The following is a 20,530-nucleotide window of genomic DNA, read 5'->3' on the forward strand; positions in this document are numbered from 1 at the left end:
TAGGCTGAGCGGCCAATTGATTCGCATTAGCATTCTCTACAACCAGAAATTAAGGCGGTTTTAGCTGTTGTACCCGTTCATCCATCGGTTTATTTCCCACTACTTTTATCACCGAGACTTATTCTAACTCAGCAAAACGCTGATGCAACCCGATCTCGTCACTAAGCGACAGATCGAACCACTGATTACTCATCCCTTTTTCTCTCCATTAGTCTCATTTTCTTGTCTTGACCTTCACGTAACGTGATCCTTTAAGCTATTTTTGAGAGGCCGACCGCTTCAAAATGGAAGCCATAAATCCGCCCCTCCATAACTCAAAGAAGGGATCATTTATGAAAATTACTGTTGAAGACACTTTAGAACAATATGAGAAGCTGTATGGCTTGGAACCTTGTAACAGAGAGGACTTTTTCCGTTATACGATGATGAAACCGTTCGAGGCGATGTGGAAGTTTATCAATGTGCCGCTTTGCGCTAAAGAGCCGGGCGGTTACGACGTCGTCATGGCAGCGAAAATGCTTGGGTACCTGGACTTAAGCGAGACGGAGACGGGGACTCAAGTTTTACAGAAATTAAAAGAGATCAGCGCCTTATCTACTGCAAAGGAAACGTTGCAAACGTGCATAGACTTTACGCTCCAATATGGACTGAAAATCCATACTGACGAGCTGAAGCTTGGCCTATACATCGCCGATCCCTACAAACTGGAATTGGTCAACGGATACTCCGGATTTGGAGGAATCCCTGGATTTATCCAGGTTGCTATTCACCCTAACGAGTATAATATCCCCAGGATTCCCGCCGTGATCGCGCATGAGTTTCATCATAACATTCGGTTTTCCTATTTTGACTGGGATCAGGGAAACGTGACAGTGGGAGAGTATTTAATTATCGAGGGTTTGGCGGAGTCGTTTGCTCGGGAATTGTACGGACAGGATTCATTAGGCCCTTGGGTAACTTCGCTGAATGAAGAGGATGTGCTGTATTCCATCCAGGTGCTGAAAAACGCGTTGAATATCAAGGGCTTTGCCGAGGTCAGCAGTTACATGTTTGGCGATATCTATGCAAAAGAACAGGGGTATTCCCCTGTTGGATTATCTCCATATGCAGGCTACGCGATAGGTTACAAAGCGGTGCAGTCCTTTATGAACCTTAATCATATAGGAATAGCAGAGGCTACGTTGCTGCAATCGGATGAGATCATTGAGCATTGTGGGCTATTTGATTGAACGGATGATGAAGTGTATCATATCAGCGAGCTTCAGTACAAGAAGAAAATGATAGCTCTTTTGGATCAAATTATAGAACAATGGGACACGGCTTACGCAGTCGGTGTCCCTTTATATTCCTTTCACATGGATGTTCGTATACTTGCTTTCAACCAGCTTAAAGAAATCGGTTTGATTTTCAGACCTTTGCTAAGCTTGAATATTACTATTTGATATGAAAATAAATAACACTTTATTGAAGAACATTATCTGTTACGACTCGTGTATCAGATTGATACTGAATGTAACTAAGCAACAGTTAATACAGAAGAGGCCAATAAATAGCAATGGGATTACCATCGTGGTTTCAAAGTGCAAGTGAGCAGAGGTTGGATTAGGTGGCGACCTGGATTGAGCGTCAACTCGAATTGTGTAAATTCGGTGTTGAATACGTGCTGCATTTGATAACCAATATGAGCCCCAGAAAACTCTAACGAAACGTGGTATCGCTATTCAGGCCAAAAGGGGCACCTGAAAATTCTAACGAAACAGGGTATCGTTATTTAGCGAAAATAGTGGACCAAAGCCTGTTTTTAGCCCAAATAGCGATACGTAGTTTCGTTAGAATTTTTTCACCCTGTTTTCTGCCCAAATAACGATATCCAGTTTCGTTAGATTTGAACCGCGCGCCCTTTTCTAGCCCAAATCGCAAAATGGAGCTTCGTTAGAGCGCTCCCCAGGGTGTGCGAAGGGATGCGAATTTGATCCAGCGGTCGCCTTGTTTTTGCACTCGCTTACCGAATGACTCGCCATATTTATCACTCGAAATGAACGGGCTATTGATACACCCAGATGTTGGTGACGGTCATTACCGCTGGCAGCGCTGTTTCGTCGACCGGGACATTATCATACCAGCCGCCTACAGCCAGGTTAAGCACCAGATAGAACTGCTCATCAAAGGGAGTGATGCCGGGCCGCAGTTCACATTCGGCGTAGCAGTGACCATCGATCAGCCAGCGGATCGAGTCGGCGTTCCATTCCATCGCGTAATCGTGGAATTCGTTGATAGTTCCCTTCTCAAGCTGGTAGGAGAACTCATCGGTAACTTTATGATCCCAATCCTTCCCGTAGTGAAGGGTACCGAATATGTGCTGGGGCAGGCGGCCCTTGGCTTCCAGCATATCGATCTCGCCAGAAGCGGGCCAAGGGCCGTAAGCCTGTTGCTGCGGGAGCAGCCAAACGGCAGGCCATAGTCCATGACCAACGGGAAGCCTGGCGCGAACAACGAGCTTGCCGTAACAGAAGGAGAAATGATCCTTTGTGTCTATACGAGCCGAAGTATAGGCAAAGCGCTGTCCGTTTGCAAGGGTCTCCTCACGGCGCGCGCATAAGTTTAAGCCGGACTGATCTATATACAGATTATGATGATTCCCCGTGTAAAACTGCTGTTCCCCGTTCCCCCAGCCTGGTGCCAGAACATGGCCCAGATCATTCAGCAAGTCGTTGCCCAGGCGAATATTCCATTCCTTCAAATCGGTAGGATGATGTACAAAATCCTGCTGCCAGATTAGTTTATTCATTACATGCACGCTCCTTCCATTTTTTATAGCATACTTCATCCAGACCAAGGGTCAAACGAATCTAAAAAAATGGGATACAGCCCAAAATGATGGCCTTTTTTTCCTATGTGTATTTTCATACGATGGAGTGGAAGGGGGCAAGGCACTATGTTCCAACAGAAAACAGAACGAATCAAGACCTTTATGAGACAATGGCAGCTGCAGAGCATGGTTATTCCGGGGATTGTCTGGATGTTTATCTTTTGCTACATCCCTATGTTTTGGCTAATTATTGCGTTTATGGACTACAACATTGCCAAGCCTATGTTGGAATCGCCCTTTGTAGGGATGAAGCATTTTCAGGACTTTGTAACGGACGACCGTTTCTGGCGATCGATCCGCAATACGCTGGGGATGAGCTCGATTCGTCTGGTGCTGGGCTTTCCCATCCCCATTTTATTTGCTTTACTGCTTAACGAGATCCGCAGCATTCGCTTCAAACGCACGGTGCAGACCATCTCCTATTTACCGCATTTTATTGCCTGGACGATATTCGGCGGCATAATGCTCAATTGGCTGGGGGAGGGCGGTGTGATCAACCAGTTGATGATGGCTTTGGGAATCCAGCAGCGTGAAATTCTGTTTAACAGCGACCCTAAATACTTTTGGTGGATCGCCTTTTTCTCCGATACGCTTAAAGAGACCGGATGGAGCGCCATTATCTACATCGCTGCCATATCTGGCATAGATCCTGGGCTATATGAAGCGGCGGAACTGGATGGGGCGAATCGCTGGCAGCGAATGTGGTACATTACCATCCAGTGCATTCGTCCTACCATTGCCATTTTGTTCATTCTCGCCGTCAGCGGGCTGCTGGGCAGCAACTTTGAACAGATCTTCATGCTGAAGAACAACATGAACATGAAAATGGCGGAAAGCATAGATCTCTACATCTATAACATGGGGCTCGTCTCCGGACGATACTCCTTTTCAACGGCCGTCTTGTTTGCCCGCTCTATTGTGGCATTAGGGCTGCTGTTCCTGGCTAATTTCACATCGAAAAAGCTGAATGGCGAAGGCATTTTTTAGGAAAGGGGGGGATGGAGCCATGGGAAAACGCAGAAAACTTCGCGGCATCAGCCTGTTTGGTGTCTGTAATACCCTATTGATGCTGGCAGTTTGCTTTATTACACTGTATCCGATGTATTTCGTATTCATCAACGCGCTTAATGCGCCGGAACAGGCTTTGCTTGGCACCGTGAACTGGTTCCCGAAAGCGATCTCATTGGACAGCTACCGCGTCGTATTTAATGATGAGCACTTGATGAACGGATTTCTGGTCACCACCTTGCGTACCGTAATTGGAACCGTAGTTCACGTCTTGTTTACTGCTATTGTGGCCTACGGCATGAGTAAATCCAATCTGATCGGCCGTAAGATATACATGAAAATTGCTTTGATTACGATGTTGTTCTCCGGCGGCTTAATTCCTACATTTATACTCATGACCAAGCTGGGGCTCTATGATAATTTCCTGGTTTTCATCATACCGGCGATGTATACCTTTTTTGATATGGTTATTTTCATCAGCTTCTATCGTACAATCCCTGACAGTCTGGAAGAGTCCGCAAAGGTAGACGGAGCTTCCGATTATGGGGTACTGTTCAGAATTGTGTTGCCCAACAGCATGGCCGTCATTGCGACCATCTCGCTATTTGCAGCCGTATACCATTGGAACGACTACTATCAGGGGGTTCTGTACATCCGTTCGCAGGACAAATTACCGCTGCAGACGATGCTATACAAAATTATCGCCGAAAACTCCATGTCGTTCATGCAGCAGCAAGCCATGGCACAATTCGGAGCGAAGCTGCCCGGTAACTCTATCAAGTTTGCTTCCATGATGGTGGCGACTCTACCGATTCTTGCGTTCTATCCCTTTATCCAGCGCTATCTGGTCAAAGGCGTGATGATCGGCGCTATTAAAGGGTAAGCGTCATTTGTCCAAATAACCGCAACCGAAGCAACCTAAGATTTGCTAGGACAGATGATTTATATACAACCATTATCGTTAGCAAGAAAGGATGATCATGTAATGAGACACAAGCACATGAAGCGAAGCATGGCCTTAATCATGGCTGTTGTTCTGATGCTGAGCCTGGCTGCATGTACGGGAAGCAAGAATAGCTCCAATAAGCCGAATTCCCCGCCTGCAGACAATAAGCCCGAGAACACGCAAAATGAGGTCAAGCTGAATCCGGATGAGCCCGGCTGGAAATTGGATACGAGCCCAGTAGAGTTGTCGTGGTTTGTAGGCGCTTCCTGGTATGGCCGTTCCTGGGGGGAGAGCCTGAATTCCAAGTACATTACTGAAAAAACAGGCGTAAAAGTGAACATCGAAGTTCCCTCCGGTGAAGCTAATGAGCATATTACCCTGATGATGACCTCCGGTAAGCTTCCGGACCTGATTACTATGGGCTCTTGGGAAACCGCTGTCAAAAAGCTGTGGGAAGGCGATCATGTGTATGCCTTGAACGAGCTGGCAGACCAGTATGACCCCTACTTCTTTAAAGTAGCCGGGGACGGTACGCTGAAGTGGTATAAGCAAGAAAACGGCAACACCTATGGCATTCCTAATGATTCATACAGCCCGAATCTGATGCATGAAACCGGGATGACTGCAGCCAACCAGACCTTCCTGGTTCGGAAAGACCTGTATGAGGATATGGGCAGTCCGGACTTATCTACTCCGGAAGGCTTCCTGAATGCCCTGCAACTGCTCAAGGATCAGTATTCCGAGTACAAAGGCCAGCCGATTAGCCCCTTCTTTGCCCAGGGGAATGTGCCTTACGGGATGACAGAGTATTTGCAAAATTTGTTGGCTGTCCCGCATGAAAAAGACGGCAAAGTCTACGACCGTATCACCGACCCGGATTACCTGACTTGGCTGAAGACATTCCGTACCGCCTATGAGCGTGGACTGATTAATGTAGATTTTCTGGTAGATTCCGATACCCAGGTCGAGGAAAAAACGAATAATGCCCGTTATTTCATGATGGTTCGCGAGTGGACCGGAATGACGGCGGTGAACCCGATGCTGGCGGCAAGCAGCAATCCGGACTCTTACTACATTGCCGTTGATGGGCCGAAGAACAGCAAAGGTGACAGCGCCAAGCTATTCCCAGGGAATATGGATGGTTGGATGGTCACGATGATTAGCAAATCCTGCGAGAATCCGGAGCGTGCTATTCGCTTTCTAACCTACTTGGCTAGCGAGGAAGGGCAAAAGGATTTATTCCTCGGTCAGGAAGGCGAGACATGGGAAATGGTTGACGGCAAGCCGCAGCTAAAGGCGGATATGGCCCAATTGCTGGATTCCGATATCGAGAAGCTGGAGAAGGAATACGGCATTATGGATACCTACTGGATGATGCGCAACCCTGTAATCGTCGATCAGTGGAGACCGGAGAAAGCCTCAGTCATCAAGCAAATGGCCGATTTCGCCAATGCCCAGGCTGATATTGATGGCGGCATTTACAAAGGATTGGATCCTCTTGGCGATTCCGATGTAGCAGTAAACTGGGCGCGTATCTCTCAAAATTGGGAAGAGGTTATGCCAGAACTGATTACCGCCAAGGATGAGGCTGCCTTTGATAAGATCTTCGAAAGCTTCCTGGCCCGCCGCACAAGCTACGGTTATGACCAGGTGATGGAATACCGTCAGACCGAGCTGGATGCACGAAAGGCTAAAATGGCGGAGTAATCCGGTCTCGTTATGTTGGAATGGATGCCGGCTACATAATGGTGGCTGGCACCCCCACTCCTACCTTCTCTACAAAATGAAGTCAGATGACTTTACGGGCGGGATGTAATATATGGTATATTACAGGGAAGTGGGGGGCACCTAAAATGATGGAATTATTAACAAAAGTCAGAAAAATATACCGTAACTCTCGCATATCTCAAAAGTTGTTCTTAACCTTTAGCATGCTGATAGCTATACCTGCCATTGCAGTATCCTTTTTATTTATACGTATTCAGGAAGCCCAGCTATATAAAGATGCAATGTCTAATGGAAGCAGCCATATCTCACGGATTGATGAGAAGCTGCGCAGTAAAATGGACATAATTGAAAACGCTTCCTCTACGGCATTGACGCAAAAATCCTTTGTAGATTTTATCCATTCCAATATGCGCAGCGATGGTCTGCGGCTGGTAAAATTCAGGCAAAATCAATTTGAGCAGATGCACAACATTATTCAGAGCAATGAGATGATTAGCGAACTCAGCTTCTATGTTGATAATCCTGACCTGTATGAAATCTGGCCGGAAATCTACCATTATGACAAGTTCACGCCGCAAGATTATTGGCAGACACTCCGGGATGAGGGAGGAGCAGCTTACCGCATATTTGCGTTTCAGGATGGGGAGCACACGCTCTCTTACTATCGACTCGTACGTCTTCAGGGTCAGCAGCAGAAGCGTCCCAGCATTATGGAAATTCGCACGCCGCATAATCTGTTTTTCAACGATCTTCTGGAAGAGACAGGAGGAGATTTCTTCTCTGTCGTGATGGAAGGAGGCGATGCATCCCGTTATATCTATAATCCTCAGCATTCATTCTCGCAAGCAGCTGGAGAAGAGCTGGAGCAAATTCTAACCAGCATCCATCGGCAGCTGGATACGCTAGAGCAGAATAGCCCTCTGAAGGTTCAGGTAGGAGGTCAAACCTATTACGCTGTATACCGCTATCTTGTTCCGCTGGATGCCTATGTGGTAGATATTGCTTCACATCAGGCACTGATGAAGGGCCCGCGCAGCTGGTATGCGCTTGTAGTTGTCATTACCCTCTGCGTGCTGTTGCTATTGATGCTCATGGTATCACACACCACGCGGCGCCTTTTTCGCCGGTTGGACAGCGTGCTCTCTTCTATGCGTAAAGTTCGAAAAGGGCAGCTGGATGAGAAAATTGATACAGGGCTGGAAGAAGACGAAACCGGTGACGAGATTGATGAGGTCGCCATTACCTACAATAAAATGCTGGATGAGATTAAACATTTGATGACCCAGGTCGTTGATAAACAATTGATCGCCAAAAACGCACAGCTGCATTCGCTCCATTCGCAAATCAATTCGCATTTTCTCTATAACGCGCTGGAAGCGATTCGGATGCAGGCGGAGGTCCAGCAGCAGCCGGTGATTGCCGAGGCGCTGGTATCGCTAGGTTCATTGCTCCGCTACAGCATGAAATGGAACGGAGATACCGTATCCCTTGGAGAAGAGCTTGCCAACATCCAGAGTTATATCAAATTCATTAACTTTATGGAGGGAGAAGGCTTCGTATTAACGGAGATACTCCCCCAGGAAGTGCTTCTCTACGCGATTCCGAAAATGTGCATGCAGCCCATCGTTGAAAACGCCGTTCATCATGCGGCGCCCAAAGGCGGCGGTGTGCATATCCAGATCACCGTCCGGGTGGAGAATGACAACCTGTTGCTGATCGAAATCGCCGATGACGGCGTGGGCGTCGATCCTCAGACATTGGCCGGCTTGCAAGCTGTATTGCTGGGGGAATCGGATACGCCAATCGTTGCCGGCAAGAACGGATTGGGCTTGGGGAACGTGCATAAACGCTTGCAGTTGAACTATGGCAAAGGCTATGGACTTTGGATAGACAGTGTGCAGGGCGCCTATACTCGCGTAACGATAAGGCTGCCATGGGAAAATGGGAATCTGGGGGGATGGTAGGGATGATTAACATTTTGATTGCCGATGATCAGAAGCATATTCGCGATGGATTGCAGGCTATGCTGCAGCAGTTTCCCCTGGAGCTAGGTTCTATTTACTGCGCTGCCAATGGGGTGGAAGCCCTGCAATTGCTGCGTCAACAAAACATCCAGCTGGTGATTACCGATATCCGGATGCCGGATATGGATGGGCTTGAGTTAATGGCCCGCACCAAAGAGGAGCGTATTAAGGTGGATTATCTGATTATCAGCGGTTATAGTGATTTCGCCTATGCCCAAAGAGCCATTGCCCTCGGAGCGAAGGCCTACCTGCTCAAGCCTGTGAAGCGGGAGGATCTGCAAGCCTCGATCGAGCATGTCATGCAGGAGGTAAGAGCCAGGCAGGCGCTGTCACGCAATATGAAGCATTTGTCTCGCCTGGCTAAGGAGACAGATCGGAAAGAGCTGAGCATGTATATGCAAGGCGCGGCTAACGAAGAGGCATGGATTCTTCAGACTCAGCAGCAAAACCCGCAGCTGTGGAAGAACTATCGCTTGTGCCTGCTGCGTGAGAAGCTGTGGATTAACCAACCGGGAGCAAGCAGTTCCCACAGCATGGAATCAATAGCCTACCGTGTATATGGCAAGCAGGGCTGCATCTGTCTGCAGCATAGTCCACAGCTGATCCTTGCTGTAGACGCATCTGTGGATACGGATGCTTTGCCAGCTGCTCTCAAAGCCGAGCAGATTCGCGCTATTTCAGTGATGACGAGTCCGCAGCAAGGATTAAAAGAGCTGCCGGCCAGCTATGTTCAAGTGATGGAGCTTTACCGCAACAGTTACCTGTTCCCCGAGCAGGACTGTATTTTGCCGGCTCATACGGAGGGACTGGCGCAGCAGTGGCAGCTTCCCTATGAGGAGATTTACGCGCTGTTCCAGCTCATAGGCACCAGAAACAATGTAAAAATCACCGAAGGGATATCCAAGCTGTTCCATAAGGATGTGCTGCAGCGTTATCACATTCGTTATACCCAGGACCTGGGCCGCGTGATGATTCAGATGCTGAGGGAATATGAGCGAGTGATCCGGCCCTACATGGGAGAAGAAGCGTTAGATATAAAATGCTTGCAGAATCTTTTCGATTATCCGGGCATTCGCGACTATATACAGGCGCTGCAGCAGCAGTTGCTTAGGCTGAATCAATTTTATTATGAATTCAAGTGCCATTATCGCAATTCGCAGGACTTAAACGAAGCGATCCGTTTTATCCATGAAAATTACTATAAACCTCTGGATTTAGCCATGGTATCCAACCATGTGTCGCTGAATTATGCGTATTTTTCAAACCTGTTCAAGAAGAATATCGGCAAAGGCTTTGCGGAATACCTGCGCGATGTGCGTATGGGAAAAGCCCGGAAGCTGTTGGCCAAGACCGAACATAAAGTTGTCGAGATCGCTGCTATGGTGGGGTACGAGAGCTACAAGAGCTTTACGCGGGCATTTCGCGATGTGATGAACATGCAGCCCACGGAATATCGCCAACTGATACGGCGCAAGCCTGAGCAATCATTTTTAGAGGAGGATGAATATGAAACGGTGTAGGGAAAAGGTGTTTTCCTTGGTTCTGGCAACAATTCTGATCGTGAGTATGGGATTATTGCCGGCCCCAAAAGTCCAGGCAGATGGAGCGGGGACGACAGTTAGCTCTATGTCTTATTTCTCGCCAGCAGACGGACCTGTGATCTCAAAATCGGGAGTCGGGCAAGCCAGCTATGGGTTTGTTATGCCAATATTTAATGGAGGCTCTGCAACCTGGAATGAGGTGTCCGCTGACATTGGTGTAAACGTGAAAGTGGGCAGCAATTGGGTCGACATTGACAGTGCCGGCGGCTTTATTTACAACCAGAATTGGGGGCATTGGAGCGATGGCGGCTTGTACGGCTATTGGTTCACTCTCTCGGCAACCACGGAGATTCAGCTGTACTCCAAGGCTAACGGGGTTACACTGGACTATACACTCGTATTTCAAAATATCAACAAAACAACGATCACTGCCATGTCACCGACACAAGGACCAGACATTACAGCTGGATTTACGGGCGGTGCGGGCTTTACTTATCCTATTTTCAATAATGACTCAGCCATAATCTATGAAGCCGTGGCCGATGATTTGAAGGTGTATGTGAAGCCTCTAAACAGCAGCACCTGGGTTGATATTGACAATAATGCAGCCAGCGGCTGGATTTACGACAGCAACTTTGGACAATTCACCGAGGGTGGCGGCGGCTATTGGTTTACCGTTACGGAGTCTATTCAGGTGAAATTAGCGTCCAAGACCTCCTCGGCCAACCTGGTGTATACGATCTATTTTAATGAACCTGTGAGGAATTCCTATACGATTACCCCTTATGATGGAACGACATACACAGCGGATGAAAAAGGGGTTATTGGCATACCGCTGCCTAAAATCGACGGGGGAGCGCCGATTGGCACCGAGCTCGGAAACTTCGTATATCAGATCAATGTCAACGGACAATGGGTAGATATGTCGAACTCGGCTCAGAGCGGATTTGTATATGCGGGTAACGGCTACAATAACATGTCGGATGCCAATCAGTGGGGATATTGGGCCGATTATATCTATGGGCTGTGGTTCCAGCCGGTACAGGAGGATATACAGCTGCGTATCGGTTATCCGCTAAATGGGCAATTGGGCGGAAGTATCGGCAGCAACTATGTCTACTATACTTTCATCGGCAATCCGAATGCTCCGCGTCCTGACGTAACCGATCATGAGGATATCGCCATCGGTACTTCAAACGATCCGTCGATTGCGGGCATGACGCTCATTTGGCAGGATGAATTCAATGGAACTCAGTTGGATGCCAGCAAGTGGAATTATGAACTAGGCTATTATATTGGTGATGATCCTAATAGCTGGGGTTGGGGAAATGCGGAGCTGGAGCACTATACGAATAGTGAGCAAAATGTATTCGTACAGGATGGAAAGCTGAATATCAGAGCCTTGAACGATCCAAAGTCTTTCCCGCAAGACCCGAATCGTTATGCGCAGTACTCTTCAGGCAAGATTAATACCAAAGGCCATCTCTCGCTGCAGTATGGCAGAGTTGACTTTAGTGCCAAATTGCCTACAGGCAATGGAATCTGGCCGGCCTTGTGGATGCTTCCGGAAGATGAAGCCTATGGTGCATGGGCTGCTTCCGGGGAAATCGATGTGATGGAAGCGAAGGGACGGTTGCCTGGAACGACCAGCGGTGCGGTGCATTTTGGCGGCCAATGGCCGGTGAATAAATATATTGCCGGCGAATATCACTTCCCTGACGGGCAAACCTTCGCCAATGATTTTCACGTATATACCTTGATCTGGGAAGAGGATAACTTCAAATGGTATGTGGACGGCAAATTCTTTTTTAAAGTTACCAGAGATCAATGGTATTCGGTAGCTGCGCCTAACAATCCGAACGCGCCATTTGATCAGCCTTTTTACATTATTATGAATCTGGCGGTTGGCGGTCATTTTGACGGCGGGCTGGCTCCGAGTCCTGGCGACATCCCGGCAACAATGCAGGTGGATTATGTGCGCGTCTATAAGCCAGGCGGCGGCGAGAATCCCGGGAACATTCCGGTGAGCGGCATCGCTTTGAATCAGACCGATGCCCAGGTGGAAGTAGACCAGCAGGTACAGTTACATGCCAATGTGACGCCAGCGAATGCAACGAATAAGCAAGTCTCATGGACTGTATCCAATGCCAGCGTTGCCTCCGTAAATCAGAACGGCGTGGTGACTGGGCTGGCTCCGGGGACGGCTACAGTAACCGCTGCAACGGTCGATGGCAATAAAACAGCCGTCTGCACCATTACGGTTCTCCCGAAGGCGCCTGCGGTTGTTATCATTGGTGACGAAGTGCGCGGACTGAAGAAGACAGGCGATAACTTGCTGTTTTATGTGAACGGGGCAACCTTTGCCGATTTGCATTACAAGCTGAATAACGGGGGCCAGTTAAACGTAGCCATGATGCCAACGGGGGACGGCAATTATACCTATCCTATCAATAATTTGCAATACGGGGACACGATTGAGTACTTCTTCACCTATAATCCGGGACAAGGGGCGCTGGATACTCCATGGATGACATATGTTCATGCGGTGACTCAAGGAACAGTGGAGTAAATTGAGGAATGGGGGCTGGAGCAAGGTTAAATCAAGCTAAACCAGTCTAGTCTAGTCTGGCCATGGCTAAGCGTGGCTCAACTAGGTAAAACGTAACCAGACCAAGATAAACCTGAACGAGATCAAGTGAGAAAAAGCCAGAACAGAACGGGAACTAGACTTCGCTAAGGTGGCTGAACCAAGGAAAGTCATAGCTAGACTTCGCTAAGCCGGTTAAACCAAGGTAAATCATAGCTAGATTTCGCTAAGGTGGCTGAACCAAGGAAAGTCATAACTAGACTTCGCTAAGGTGGCTGAACCAAGGAAAGTTATAGCTAGACTTCGCTAAGCCGGTTGAACCAAGGTAAATCATAGCTAGATTTCGCTAAGCCGGTTAAACCAAGCCAAACCATAACTGGAACTAGCTAAGCCTGTTAAATCAAGCTGAATCATAGCTAGATCAGGCTAAGTTTGGCTAAACTAATCAAGCTAGTCAAAACCCAACAAGACCAGACTAAAACCAGAACTAAGCCCTGCTTGTACGCATTAACCCAAACCGGTTTTTGAATTGCAGAAAGGGCGTCTCCAAGCCGAAAGACCTTGGGGACGCTCTTTTTTTGCATAAAGGTTGGAAACAGCTTGTTCGCCAGGGATTCTAATGTGCCAAGTTGATTTGTATAATGAAATTATTGGTAACCAGAGTTGTGGATTAGGCAGGGAATATGTGGCAGCAAGATTCTAACGAAACAGGGTATCGTTATTCAAGCCCAAAAGGGCAGCTAAAAATTGTAACGAAACGTGGTATCGCTATTTTGCTAAAATAGGGGCTTAAGGCGAGAATTTACCCCAAATAGCGATACACCGTTTCGTTAGATGTGAAAACCTTCTTATTTCGTGGCAATAGCGATATGTAGTTTCGTTAGCGTGAAGTGGAGCAGAAAGAAATAAGTGGACAGAAAAGTGAAGTGATAAAGATGTTAAGTCAAACCCGGGAAAAAGACTTGAGTAAAATGATGAGCAAGATCCTTCGGCACACGCCTGAGGACTTTGGCGTTGTCCTGGATCCGGAGGATGGCACGTGTTCGATAAGCACCTTACTGGCCGCCATTCAGGCCCAGTCCAGGTGGTTGTGGGTGAAGCAGGAGGATATAGAGCAGGTGGTTCGCAATTCGGACAAACAGCGTTTTGAAATTAAAGCCGACCGTATCAAGGCAAGGTATGGGCATAGTCATGATAAAATACAATATGCCCCGGGAAACCCTCCGGCTATTTTATACCACGGTACGAACATGAGGCATTGCCATTCATTTTGAAGGAAGGACTACGCCCGATGGGCCGGCAGTATGTTCATTTGTCGGAAGGCACCCATTTTGCAGCGTTGGCAGGAAGCCGAAGGGGAGAACTGGTCATGCTTCAGGTTGATACGTCAGCTGCACAGCAGCAGGGGATCATTTTCTATGACGCGGGTAATCAAGTTTGGTTGTCAGATCAAGTGCCGCCGGTCTGTCTTTCGGTTACAAAGTAAAAAACGCACTGTCATGGATACAAACAAACAAATGGGCTCCTGCTGCACAGGGGCCCATTTTGCGTTTATGATCCCTGATGCTCAAGAGGCGTGCCGTGTTGTTCCGTGTTGAATCAGATCAAGTGCCGCCGGTCTGTCTTTCGGTTACAAAATAAAAAACGCACTGTCATGGATATAAACAAACAAATGGGCTCCTGCTGCATAGGGGCCCATTTTGCGTGTATGATCCCTGATGCTCAAGAGGGGTGCCGTGTTGTTCCGTGTGGAATCAGATCAAGTGCCGCCGGTCTGTCTTTCGGTTACAAAGTAAAAAACGCACTGTCATGGATACAAACAAACAAATGGGCTCCTGCTGCACAGGGGCCCATTTTGCGTTCATGATCCCTGATGCTCAAGAGGTGTGCCGTGTTGTTCCGCGTTGAATCAGTTCATTATCCATCTGGTGATTCATTTCTTCCAGCGGCTGCTGCTCAATCTTCTTGATCAGGATGCGGGCAGCCAGCATGCCCATTTCATAAATCGGCTGAGCTACCGTAGATAATTCCGGGTAGACCATTTCTCCAAGCGGAATGCCGTCATATCCAATGATTTGTACCTGATCCGGTACACGAATCCCGCGTTTTTGCATCACGCGAAGCGCGCCTATCGCCATTAAGTCATTGCCGGCAAAGATGCCATCAATATCAGGGTGTGTCTCAAAGATTTTATTTACTGCTTCTGAAGCCTCTTTTAACTGAAAATTTCCGTTAACAATAAGCTTAGGGGTGAACCAATCTAAATCTTCAACCAGATCGAGATACCCCTGGCAGCGTTCCTCTGCAATCCATAATCCTTTTGGCCCCCGAATGTGCATGATCTTGGTACAGCCTTGCTGCAGCAAGGCTTGTACGGCCAAACGCGCACCCTCGCGATTTTTCGAAGAAATAGTGGGTACCGTCTGGAAATTGAAGCGATCCAGGGCAACCAACGGAACCTGTAACTGGTCTATCTCATTCGAGGACAAGGTATTTGTAGCCATAATAAATCCGTCAATGTATTTTTGTTTTAATGTTTGAATGTATTGTCTTTCCACGGCTGGGGAATCATTGGTATTGCAAAGTATCGTAGTGTATCCGTACATTTGCGTTACCTTCTCCACGGCAAGCGCAAGTTCATTAAAGAACGGATTCGTAATATCAGGTACGATGAGAGCGATCGTTTTGGAGGATTTCTTGGATAAACTACGAGCAATATCATTGGGTGTGTATTGTAACATTTCGATAGCTTCATGAACTTTCTGGACCGTATCTTTATGAACATACCCCTTCTGATTAAGGACGCGAGAAACGGTCGCCACGGAAACCCCTGCTAATTTTGAAACATCTCGAATCGTTGGGATTGTTCTCAGCTCCTTTTGTTACTACTTTCTATACTACTATACTTAATAAATATCAGGTATTCAACTGCATCAAACTCCAAAATTAGGATACCGGTTACACAATATTTTATGAAACATGTTACCGGTTCCACATTATTCACATCAATTCTAATAATTTCAAGGAATATACGTATTGACAGCGTTTTAAGATACGTATATTATGATACTCAAATGAGTAACCGATTACACATTTAATAATACGTCGGAAATTGAGAGTCTGGAAATACTCTATTACACCAATTGAGAGGATGTTGAACCGTATGACTGATAAGAAAATCCCTATTATCATTGATACCGATCCAGGGATTGATGATGCCGTTGCTATCGGAGTAGCGTTATTCCATAAGAAGTTGGATGTCAAGCTTCTGTCAACCATTGCCGGGAATGTCTCTGTTGAAAAAACGACGAATAATGCACTCAAACTGGTTGAATTTTTTGATAAGGACATTCCGGTTGCCAAGGGTGCCAATAAACCACTATGTATTCCTTATGAGGACAGCAGCCATATTCATGGAGAATCGGGGATGGGCGGATATGAATTTCCTGAACCGAAGAAGGCGATTCATCCGGAGCATGCCGTTAATGCAATCAGAGAGATGATCATGAATAGCGAAGACAAAGTAACCCTTGTTCCGATTGGCCCTTTGACGAACATCGCTTTATTCCTGACCTTATATCCGGAATGCAAATCACGGATTGAACGGATTGTGCTGATGGGCGGTTCAGCATCTGCGGGCAATCATACGCCAACGGCAGAATACAACATCTTCGCCGATCCGGAAGCTGCCAAGATCGTATTTGCTTCAGGGCTTGATATTACGATGGTAGGACTGGATGTCACAAGCAAGGCCACCTTGAGCCCGGACAATGTAGAGACGATTCGCGATTTGAATGAAACGGGCAGAATGATGTATTCGATGTTCCAGCATTATCGCGGTGGCAGCTTGAGGACTGGGCTGAAAATGCATGATTTATGCGCAATCGCCTATATTGTTAATCCCGAATTATTCAAAACTCAAGTTTGCTTCGTAGATGTCGAGACGTCAGGCACATATACCGCAGGGACTACGATTGTAGATCTGAAAAATCGATATCATAGAGAGCCAAATGCAACGGTGTGCTTGGATATTGATGTAGACGCTTTCAGAGCGTGGGCAGTAGAGCAGTTAGCTAATACCCGATAAAAGGCAGCATTTAGAGAGGAGAATCACTTTGGTAGAACTCATATTCGGTTTAGTTGTAATCGTGCTGGCGGGCTGGATGATTTATAAGAAGGTCAATGCTACGGTTGCATTATTCATTGCGGGTATCCTGCTTCTGTTTGGAGCAGCTATTATGGGGCACCCTGTGTTGCCTGAAGAAGCGACGACTGGCTCTATATGGCTGGATCCGATCAAATCGATTACGCAAAGTTTCGTCAACAACCTGGGAAATATCGGGATGACGATCATGGTTCTGTTTGGCTTTTCGTCGTATATGACTCAGATTGGCGCGAACGAAGTTACAGTCCGCACCTTGATGAAGCCATTATCCGGCATTAAATCAGTTTATGTGTTAGTTCCGGTTATTTTTATCGTAGGGAACCTGTTGTCTCTCGTCGTTCCAAGTGCATCAAGTCTGGCCGTACTTCTGATGGCAACATTGTATCCGGTTCTGAAACGTATCGGAATGTCCGCGCTTACAGCAGGTGCTGTAATTGCGACAACAGCGACGATTATCCCGACTCCTCTAGGTGCGGATAATGTCATTGCGGCTGAGACCTTCGGTATCAATCTGATGGATTATGTATTGAAATATCACGCTGCCATTTCGATTCCTACGTTGATACTCATGACGATTGCACATTACTTCTGGCAGAAATATTTGGACAAGAAGAATCCGGAAACCGATGATATCGATGAATCCAAGCTGACTGCATTACGTGAGGATTTGCCTCCGGCGTTCTATGGGATTCTGCCGATTCTTCCGCTGATTCTGATCACAGTATTTGGTATATTTATTAAATCGATTAACATTGGTCTGGTTGAGATCACGTTTATTTCTCTGATCGTTACAGTTATTATTGAAATTATTCGCAAACGTAAAATCCAGCAAGTGTTCGATGAGCTGATGGTGTTCTTCAAAGGTATGGGGAACGGGCTTGCCATGGTCGTAGCGCTGCTTGTTGCGGCAAGCTTGATGGTTGATGGTCTGAAGGCGCTGGGCATTATTGATATGCTGACCAATTCGGTAAAAGACGTCAATGGGGCAGGAATGATCCTGATGTTCGCTTTCTCAGGGATCACAGCGCTTATTGGTCTGATCAGCGGCGGCGGTCTTGCCGTATTCTACGCTTCGATCGGTTTGCTGCCGGATATCGCACACAATGTGGGTATCAATGGAGTTATGTTGGCCATTCCTATGCAATTGATTGCTAACCTGGTTCGCTCGGTGTCACCGGTAGCTGCAGTTATCATTGTTGTCTGCAGTATTATTGGCAAGAGTCCGATGGCGATTGTGAAACGGACCTCGGTGCCAATTATCGTTGGTATTATAAGTACGTTAGTATTGTCTTATGTGATGTTCTCGTAAAACTGCCCTGAATTCCTGAAATAGATAAACAGAGAGAATATTGTGATTTGGATAGGAGCGAAGCACAAATGAAGAAGATATGCATACTTGGGAGCATCAATATGGATTCCAGCTTATTGCTGGAGTCCCTCCCTGTTGAGGGTGAGACTATATTTGCAACGGACAAAATGGTTGGGCCAGGGGGCAAGGGCTTCAATCAGGCCGTATCGGCTGCAAGGCTAGGAGCGACGGTGCAATTTATCGGTAAAATCGGGCAGGATGAGAATGGCAAGCAGCTTATGGCCACAATGCAACAGGAGGGCATTCTTACAGACCATGTTTATACCGATCCGCATTTGCCTACAGGAGAAGCCCTGATTTTGTTTGCCAACAACGGCAGCAATATGATTGTGGTCAGCGCCGGGTCCAATATGGGGCTGACAACACAGGAAGTTGACCTGTCCAGAGAGAATATCGGGTCATCCGACGTTATTGTCGCCCAGTTTGAAGTTCCGATTCCTGTCATAGAGCATGCTTTTGCATTAGCTAAAGATGCGGGGAAAATCACTGTGCTTAATCCTGCGCCTGCAAAAGAAATTCCGGCCGGATTGCTCAGCGTTACGGATATTCTTATCCCGAACGAAAGCGAGATGCATATCCTGACAGGATGCAATACCACCAGTGAAGATGAGATTGTACAAGGCGCGCATAAGTTAATGGAGCAAGGCGTCGGTTGTGTCATTGTTACGCTGGGTGAACGCGGCAGTCTGATTTGCCATCCGGAGGGCTCTATCGCTGTTCCGGCTGAAAAAGTACAAGCTATCGATACTACGGCGGCGGGCGATAGCTTTATCGGAGCGCTTTGCACCAGATTACAAGGGAATCATCTCAAATCATTGGACAACATTATAGAAGCCGTTAAATTCGCAAGTAAATTTTCATCGATCGTAGTTCAACGTAAAGGGGCATTCCAGTCGATACCTTATGCTCATGAACTTACGAATGGATAGAAATGAGTGGATAGAATGAATATTTTATGGGGACTGCTGGGCTGTTTCGTTGTTTTCGTGATCGCCTATTTGATGTCAGACCATAAGAAAAATATCAATTATCGCACCATTTGTATAGGTTTTCTTATTCAATTATTGTTTGGCTTTATCGTGCTGAAATGGGATCTCGGCAAGCAGGTGATCAGAGCGATATCAGGGGTTATTACGAACTTGTTCCACTACGGGTATGAAGGTCTGGGCTTTGTATTCGGCAGCCTGGCCGACAAGACGATGCCCACAGGCAATATCTTTGCGATTCGCGTGGCCATGCTGGCCGTCTTTATTACTCCTTTGATCGGTATTTTATATCATTTTGGGATCGTCCAGATTTTTATGCGTGTCATTGGCGGGGGACTTGGCAGATTGCTGAAGACAAGCCGGTCTGAATCTTTAGCGGCAGCGGGGAATATTTTTCTGGGACTGCAGGAAATTCCGATTATGATCAAGCCTTATATGAAATACCTGACGCGATCGGAAATGTTCGCGGTTATGGTTGGCGGACTAGCCTCTGTTGCCGGCGGGATCATGGTCGCTTATGCTGCGCTCGGGATACCTATGGAATATTTATTATCCGCGAGCATTATGTCGGCTCCTGCGGGGCTTATTATAGCAAAGATTATAATTCCGGAACGGGAAGTACCCGTCAAGGTTGATATACATGAGCTTGAAGAGAACAAGTCGGGGAAAAAGGAAAGCATCGTTAACATTATTTCAAAAGGCGCTTCTTCCGGTATGAAAATGGCGCTGCAAATTGTGGCTATGCTGATCGCTTTTATATCGATGGTGGCTTTGCTCAACGGGCTGCTTGGGTGGATCGGCGGATGGTTTGGTTTTGGCGAACTGTCACTGCAATTAATTCTGGGCTGGATCTTCTCGCCTATTGCCTTTGCGATTGGTGTTCCTTGGTCAGAGGCTACTATGGCAGGAAGCTTCCTGGGACAGAAGCTTGTGATGAATGAAATGATAGCCTTTGGTTCTTTTGCTGAACAGATGGGACATTTGTCAGACAAGACGGTTGCTATCGTTAGCTTTGCCCTCTGCGGATTTGCCAATATCGGCTCCATGGGGATCATGCTGGGTTCATTTACTTCATTATCCCCTGAGAGAAGCAGTGAGGTAGGTGGGCTTGCATTTAAGGCGGTCATTGCAGGCTCGTTGGCTAATTTGCTGAGCGGGGCAATTGCAGGCATGTTCTTTTAAGCGAAATCAACGCAATGCATCCAATAATCGCTTTAGTCGATTGAAATAATCCTACACGGACTCTGGCGACTGGCAAGCTTGAATAGTTATTGCAAAATGATAGGCTGCAAACGAAATCGGGAATC

Annotated in this window: 13 protein-coding genes and 1 pseudogene; 12 read left to right on the plus strand and 2 right to left on the minus strand. The window is 47.1% G+C overall.

Going from position 1 to position 20,530, the window contains the following annotated elements; genetic code table 11:
- Positions 1 to 332: 332 nt before the first annotated feature.
- On the plus strand, positions 333 to 1,229 hold the full coding sequence (locus tag BFJ94_RS23700; RefSeq protein WP_120464829.1) for a DUF2268 domain-containing putative Zn-dependent protease: 897 nt from the start codon (positions 333 to 335) through the stop codon (positions 1,227 to 1,229).
- 815 nt (positions 1,230 to 2,044) lie between these two features.
- Here BFJ94_RS23700 and BFJ94_RS23710 read toward each other — a convergent pair.
- Positions 2,045 to 2,788: a glycoside hydrolase family 16 protein gene (locus tag BFJ94_RS23710; RefSeq protein WP_162944388.1), complete on the minus strand. Its 744-nt coding sequence runs from the start codon at positions 2,786 to 2,788 to the stop codon at positions 2,045 to 2,047.
- A 147-nt stretch (positions 2,789 to 2,935) separates the two neighbouring features.
- Here BFJ94_RS23710 and BFJ94_RS23715 point away from each other — a divergent pair, with 147 nt between their 5' ends.
- The 7 genes and pseudogenes from BFJ94_RS23715 to BFJ94_RS23745 all read left to right on the plus strand — a co-directional run bounded on the left by BFJ94_RS23715 (position 2,936) and on the right by BFJ94_RS23745 (position 14,189).
- Complete coding sequence (locus BFJ94_RS23715; RefSeq protein ID WP_120464832.1) at positions 2,936 to 3,856, plus strand: ABC transporter permease; 921 nt, start codon at positions 2,936 to 2,938, stop codon at positions 3,854 to 3,856.
- A gap of 19 nt (positions 3,857 to 3,875) precedes the next feature.
- The gene (locus BFJ94_RS23720) at positions 3,876 to 4,760 is read left to right on the plus strand and encodes a carbohydrate ABC transporter permease (protein ID WP_068782687.1); all 885 of its coding nucleotides are present in this window, start codon (positions 3,876 to 3,878) and stop codon (positions 4,758 to 4,760) included.
- A 102-nt stretch (positions 4,761 to 4,862) separates the two neighbouring features.
- Positions 4,863 to 6,530, plus strand: a complete 1,668-nt coding sequence (locus BFJ94_RS23725; RefSeq protein WP_068782686.1) for an extracellular solute-binding protein — start codon at positions 4,863 to 4,865, stop codon at positions 6,528 to 6,530.
- Between the two features lie 146 nt (positions 6,531 to 6,676).
- Positions 6,677 to 8,515: a sensor histidine kinase gene (locus BFJ94_RS23730; RefSeq protein WP_162944389.1), complete on the plus strand. Its 1,839-nt coding sequence runs from the start codon at positions 6,677 to 6,679 to the stop codon at positions 8,513 to 8,515.
- A gap of 2 nt (positions 8,516 to 8,517) precedes the next feature.
- A complete protein-coding gene (locus BFJ94_RS23735) occupies positions 8,518 to 10,095 on the plus strand; it encodes a response regulator transcription factor (protein WP_068782684.1) in 1,578 nt (525 codons plus the stop codon).
- On the plus strand, positions 10,082 to 12,685 hold the full coding sequence (locus BFJ94_RS23740) for a family 16 glycosylhydrolase (RefSeq protein WP_229716876.1): 2,604 nt from the start codon (positions 10,082 to 10,084) through the stop codon (positions 12,683 to 12,685). Before BFJ94_RS23735 ends, BFJ94_RS23740 begins: the two co-directional genes overlap by 14 nt.
- A 953-nt stretch (positions 12,686 to 13,638) precedes the next feature.
- Positions 13,639 to 14,189, plus strand: a pseudogene (locus BFJ94_RS23745) (RNA 2'-phosphotransferase).
- A gap of 391 nt (positions 14,190 to 14,580) precedes the next feature.
- Here the strand turns inward: BFJ94_RS23745 and BFJ94_RS23750 are convergent.
- Positions 14,581 to 15,567: a LacI family DNA-binding transcriptional regulator gene (locus tag BFJ94_RS23750; RefSeq protein ID WP_120464836.1), complete on the minus strand. Its 987-nt coding sequence runs from the start codon at positions 15,565 to 15,567 to the stop codon at positions 14,581 to 14,583.
- Positions 15,568 to 15,866: 299 nt separating this feature from the next.
- Between BFJ94_RS23750 and rihC the strand changes: the two genes are divergently transcribed.
- The 4 genes from rihC to BFJ94_RS23770 all read left to right on the plus strand — a co-directional run bounded on the left by rihC (position 15,867) and on the right by BFJ94_RS23770 (position 20,405).
- A complete protein-coding gene (rihC, locus tag BFJ94_RS23755) occupies positions 15,867 to 16,790 on the plus strand; it encodes a ribonucleoside hydrolase RihC (protein ID WP_120464837.1) in 924 nt (307 codons plus the stop codon).
- A 28-nt stretch (positions 16,791 to 16,818) separates the two neighbouring features.
- Complete coding sequence (dcuC, locus tag BFJ94_RS23760) at positions 16,819 to 18,177, plus strand: C4-dicarboxylate transporter DcuC (protein ID WP_068782679.1); 1,359 nt, start codon at positions 16,819 to 16,821, stop codon at positions 18,175 to 18,177.
- A gap of 68 nt (positions 18,178 to 18,245) precedes the next feature.
- Positions 18,246 to 19,166, plus strand: coding sequence for a ribokinase (rbsK, locus tag BFJ94_RS23765; protein WP_068782678.1), 921 nt, complete (start codon positions 18,246 to 18,248; stop codon positions 19,164 to 19,166).
- 15 nt (positions 19,167 to 19,181) lie between these two features.
- Positions 19,182 to 20,405, plus strand: a complete 1,224-nt coding sequence (locus BFJ94_RS23770) for a NupC/NupG family nucleoside CNT transporter (protein ID WP_068782677.1) — start codon at positions 19,182 to 19,184, stop codon at positions 20,403 to 20,405.
- Positions 20,406 to 20,530: the final 125 nt, after the last annotated feature.

Origin of the sequence: Paenibacillus aceti, assembly GCF_003614185.1 — a bacterium.
In the GTDB taxonomy this organism is placed as follows: domain Bacteria; phylum Bacillota; class Bacilli; order Paenibacillales; family Paenibacillaceae; genus Fontibacillus; species Fontibacillus aceti.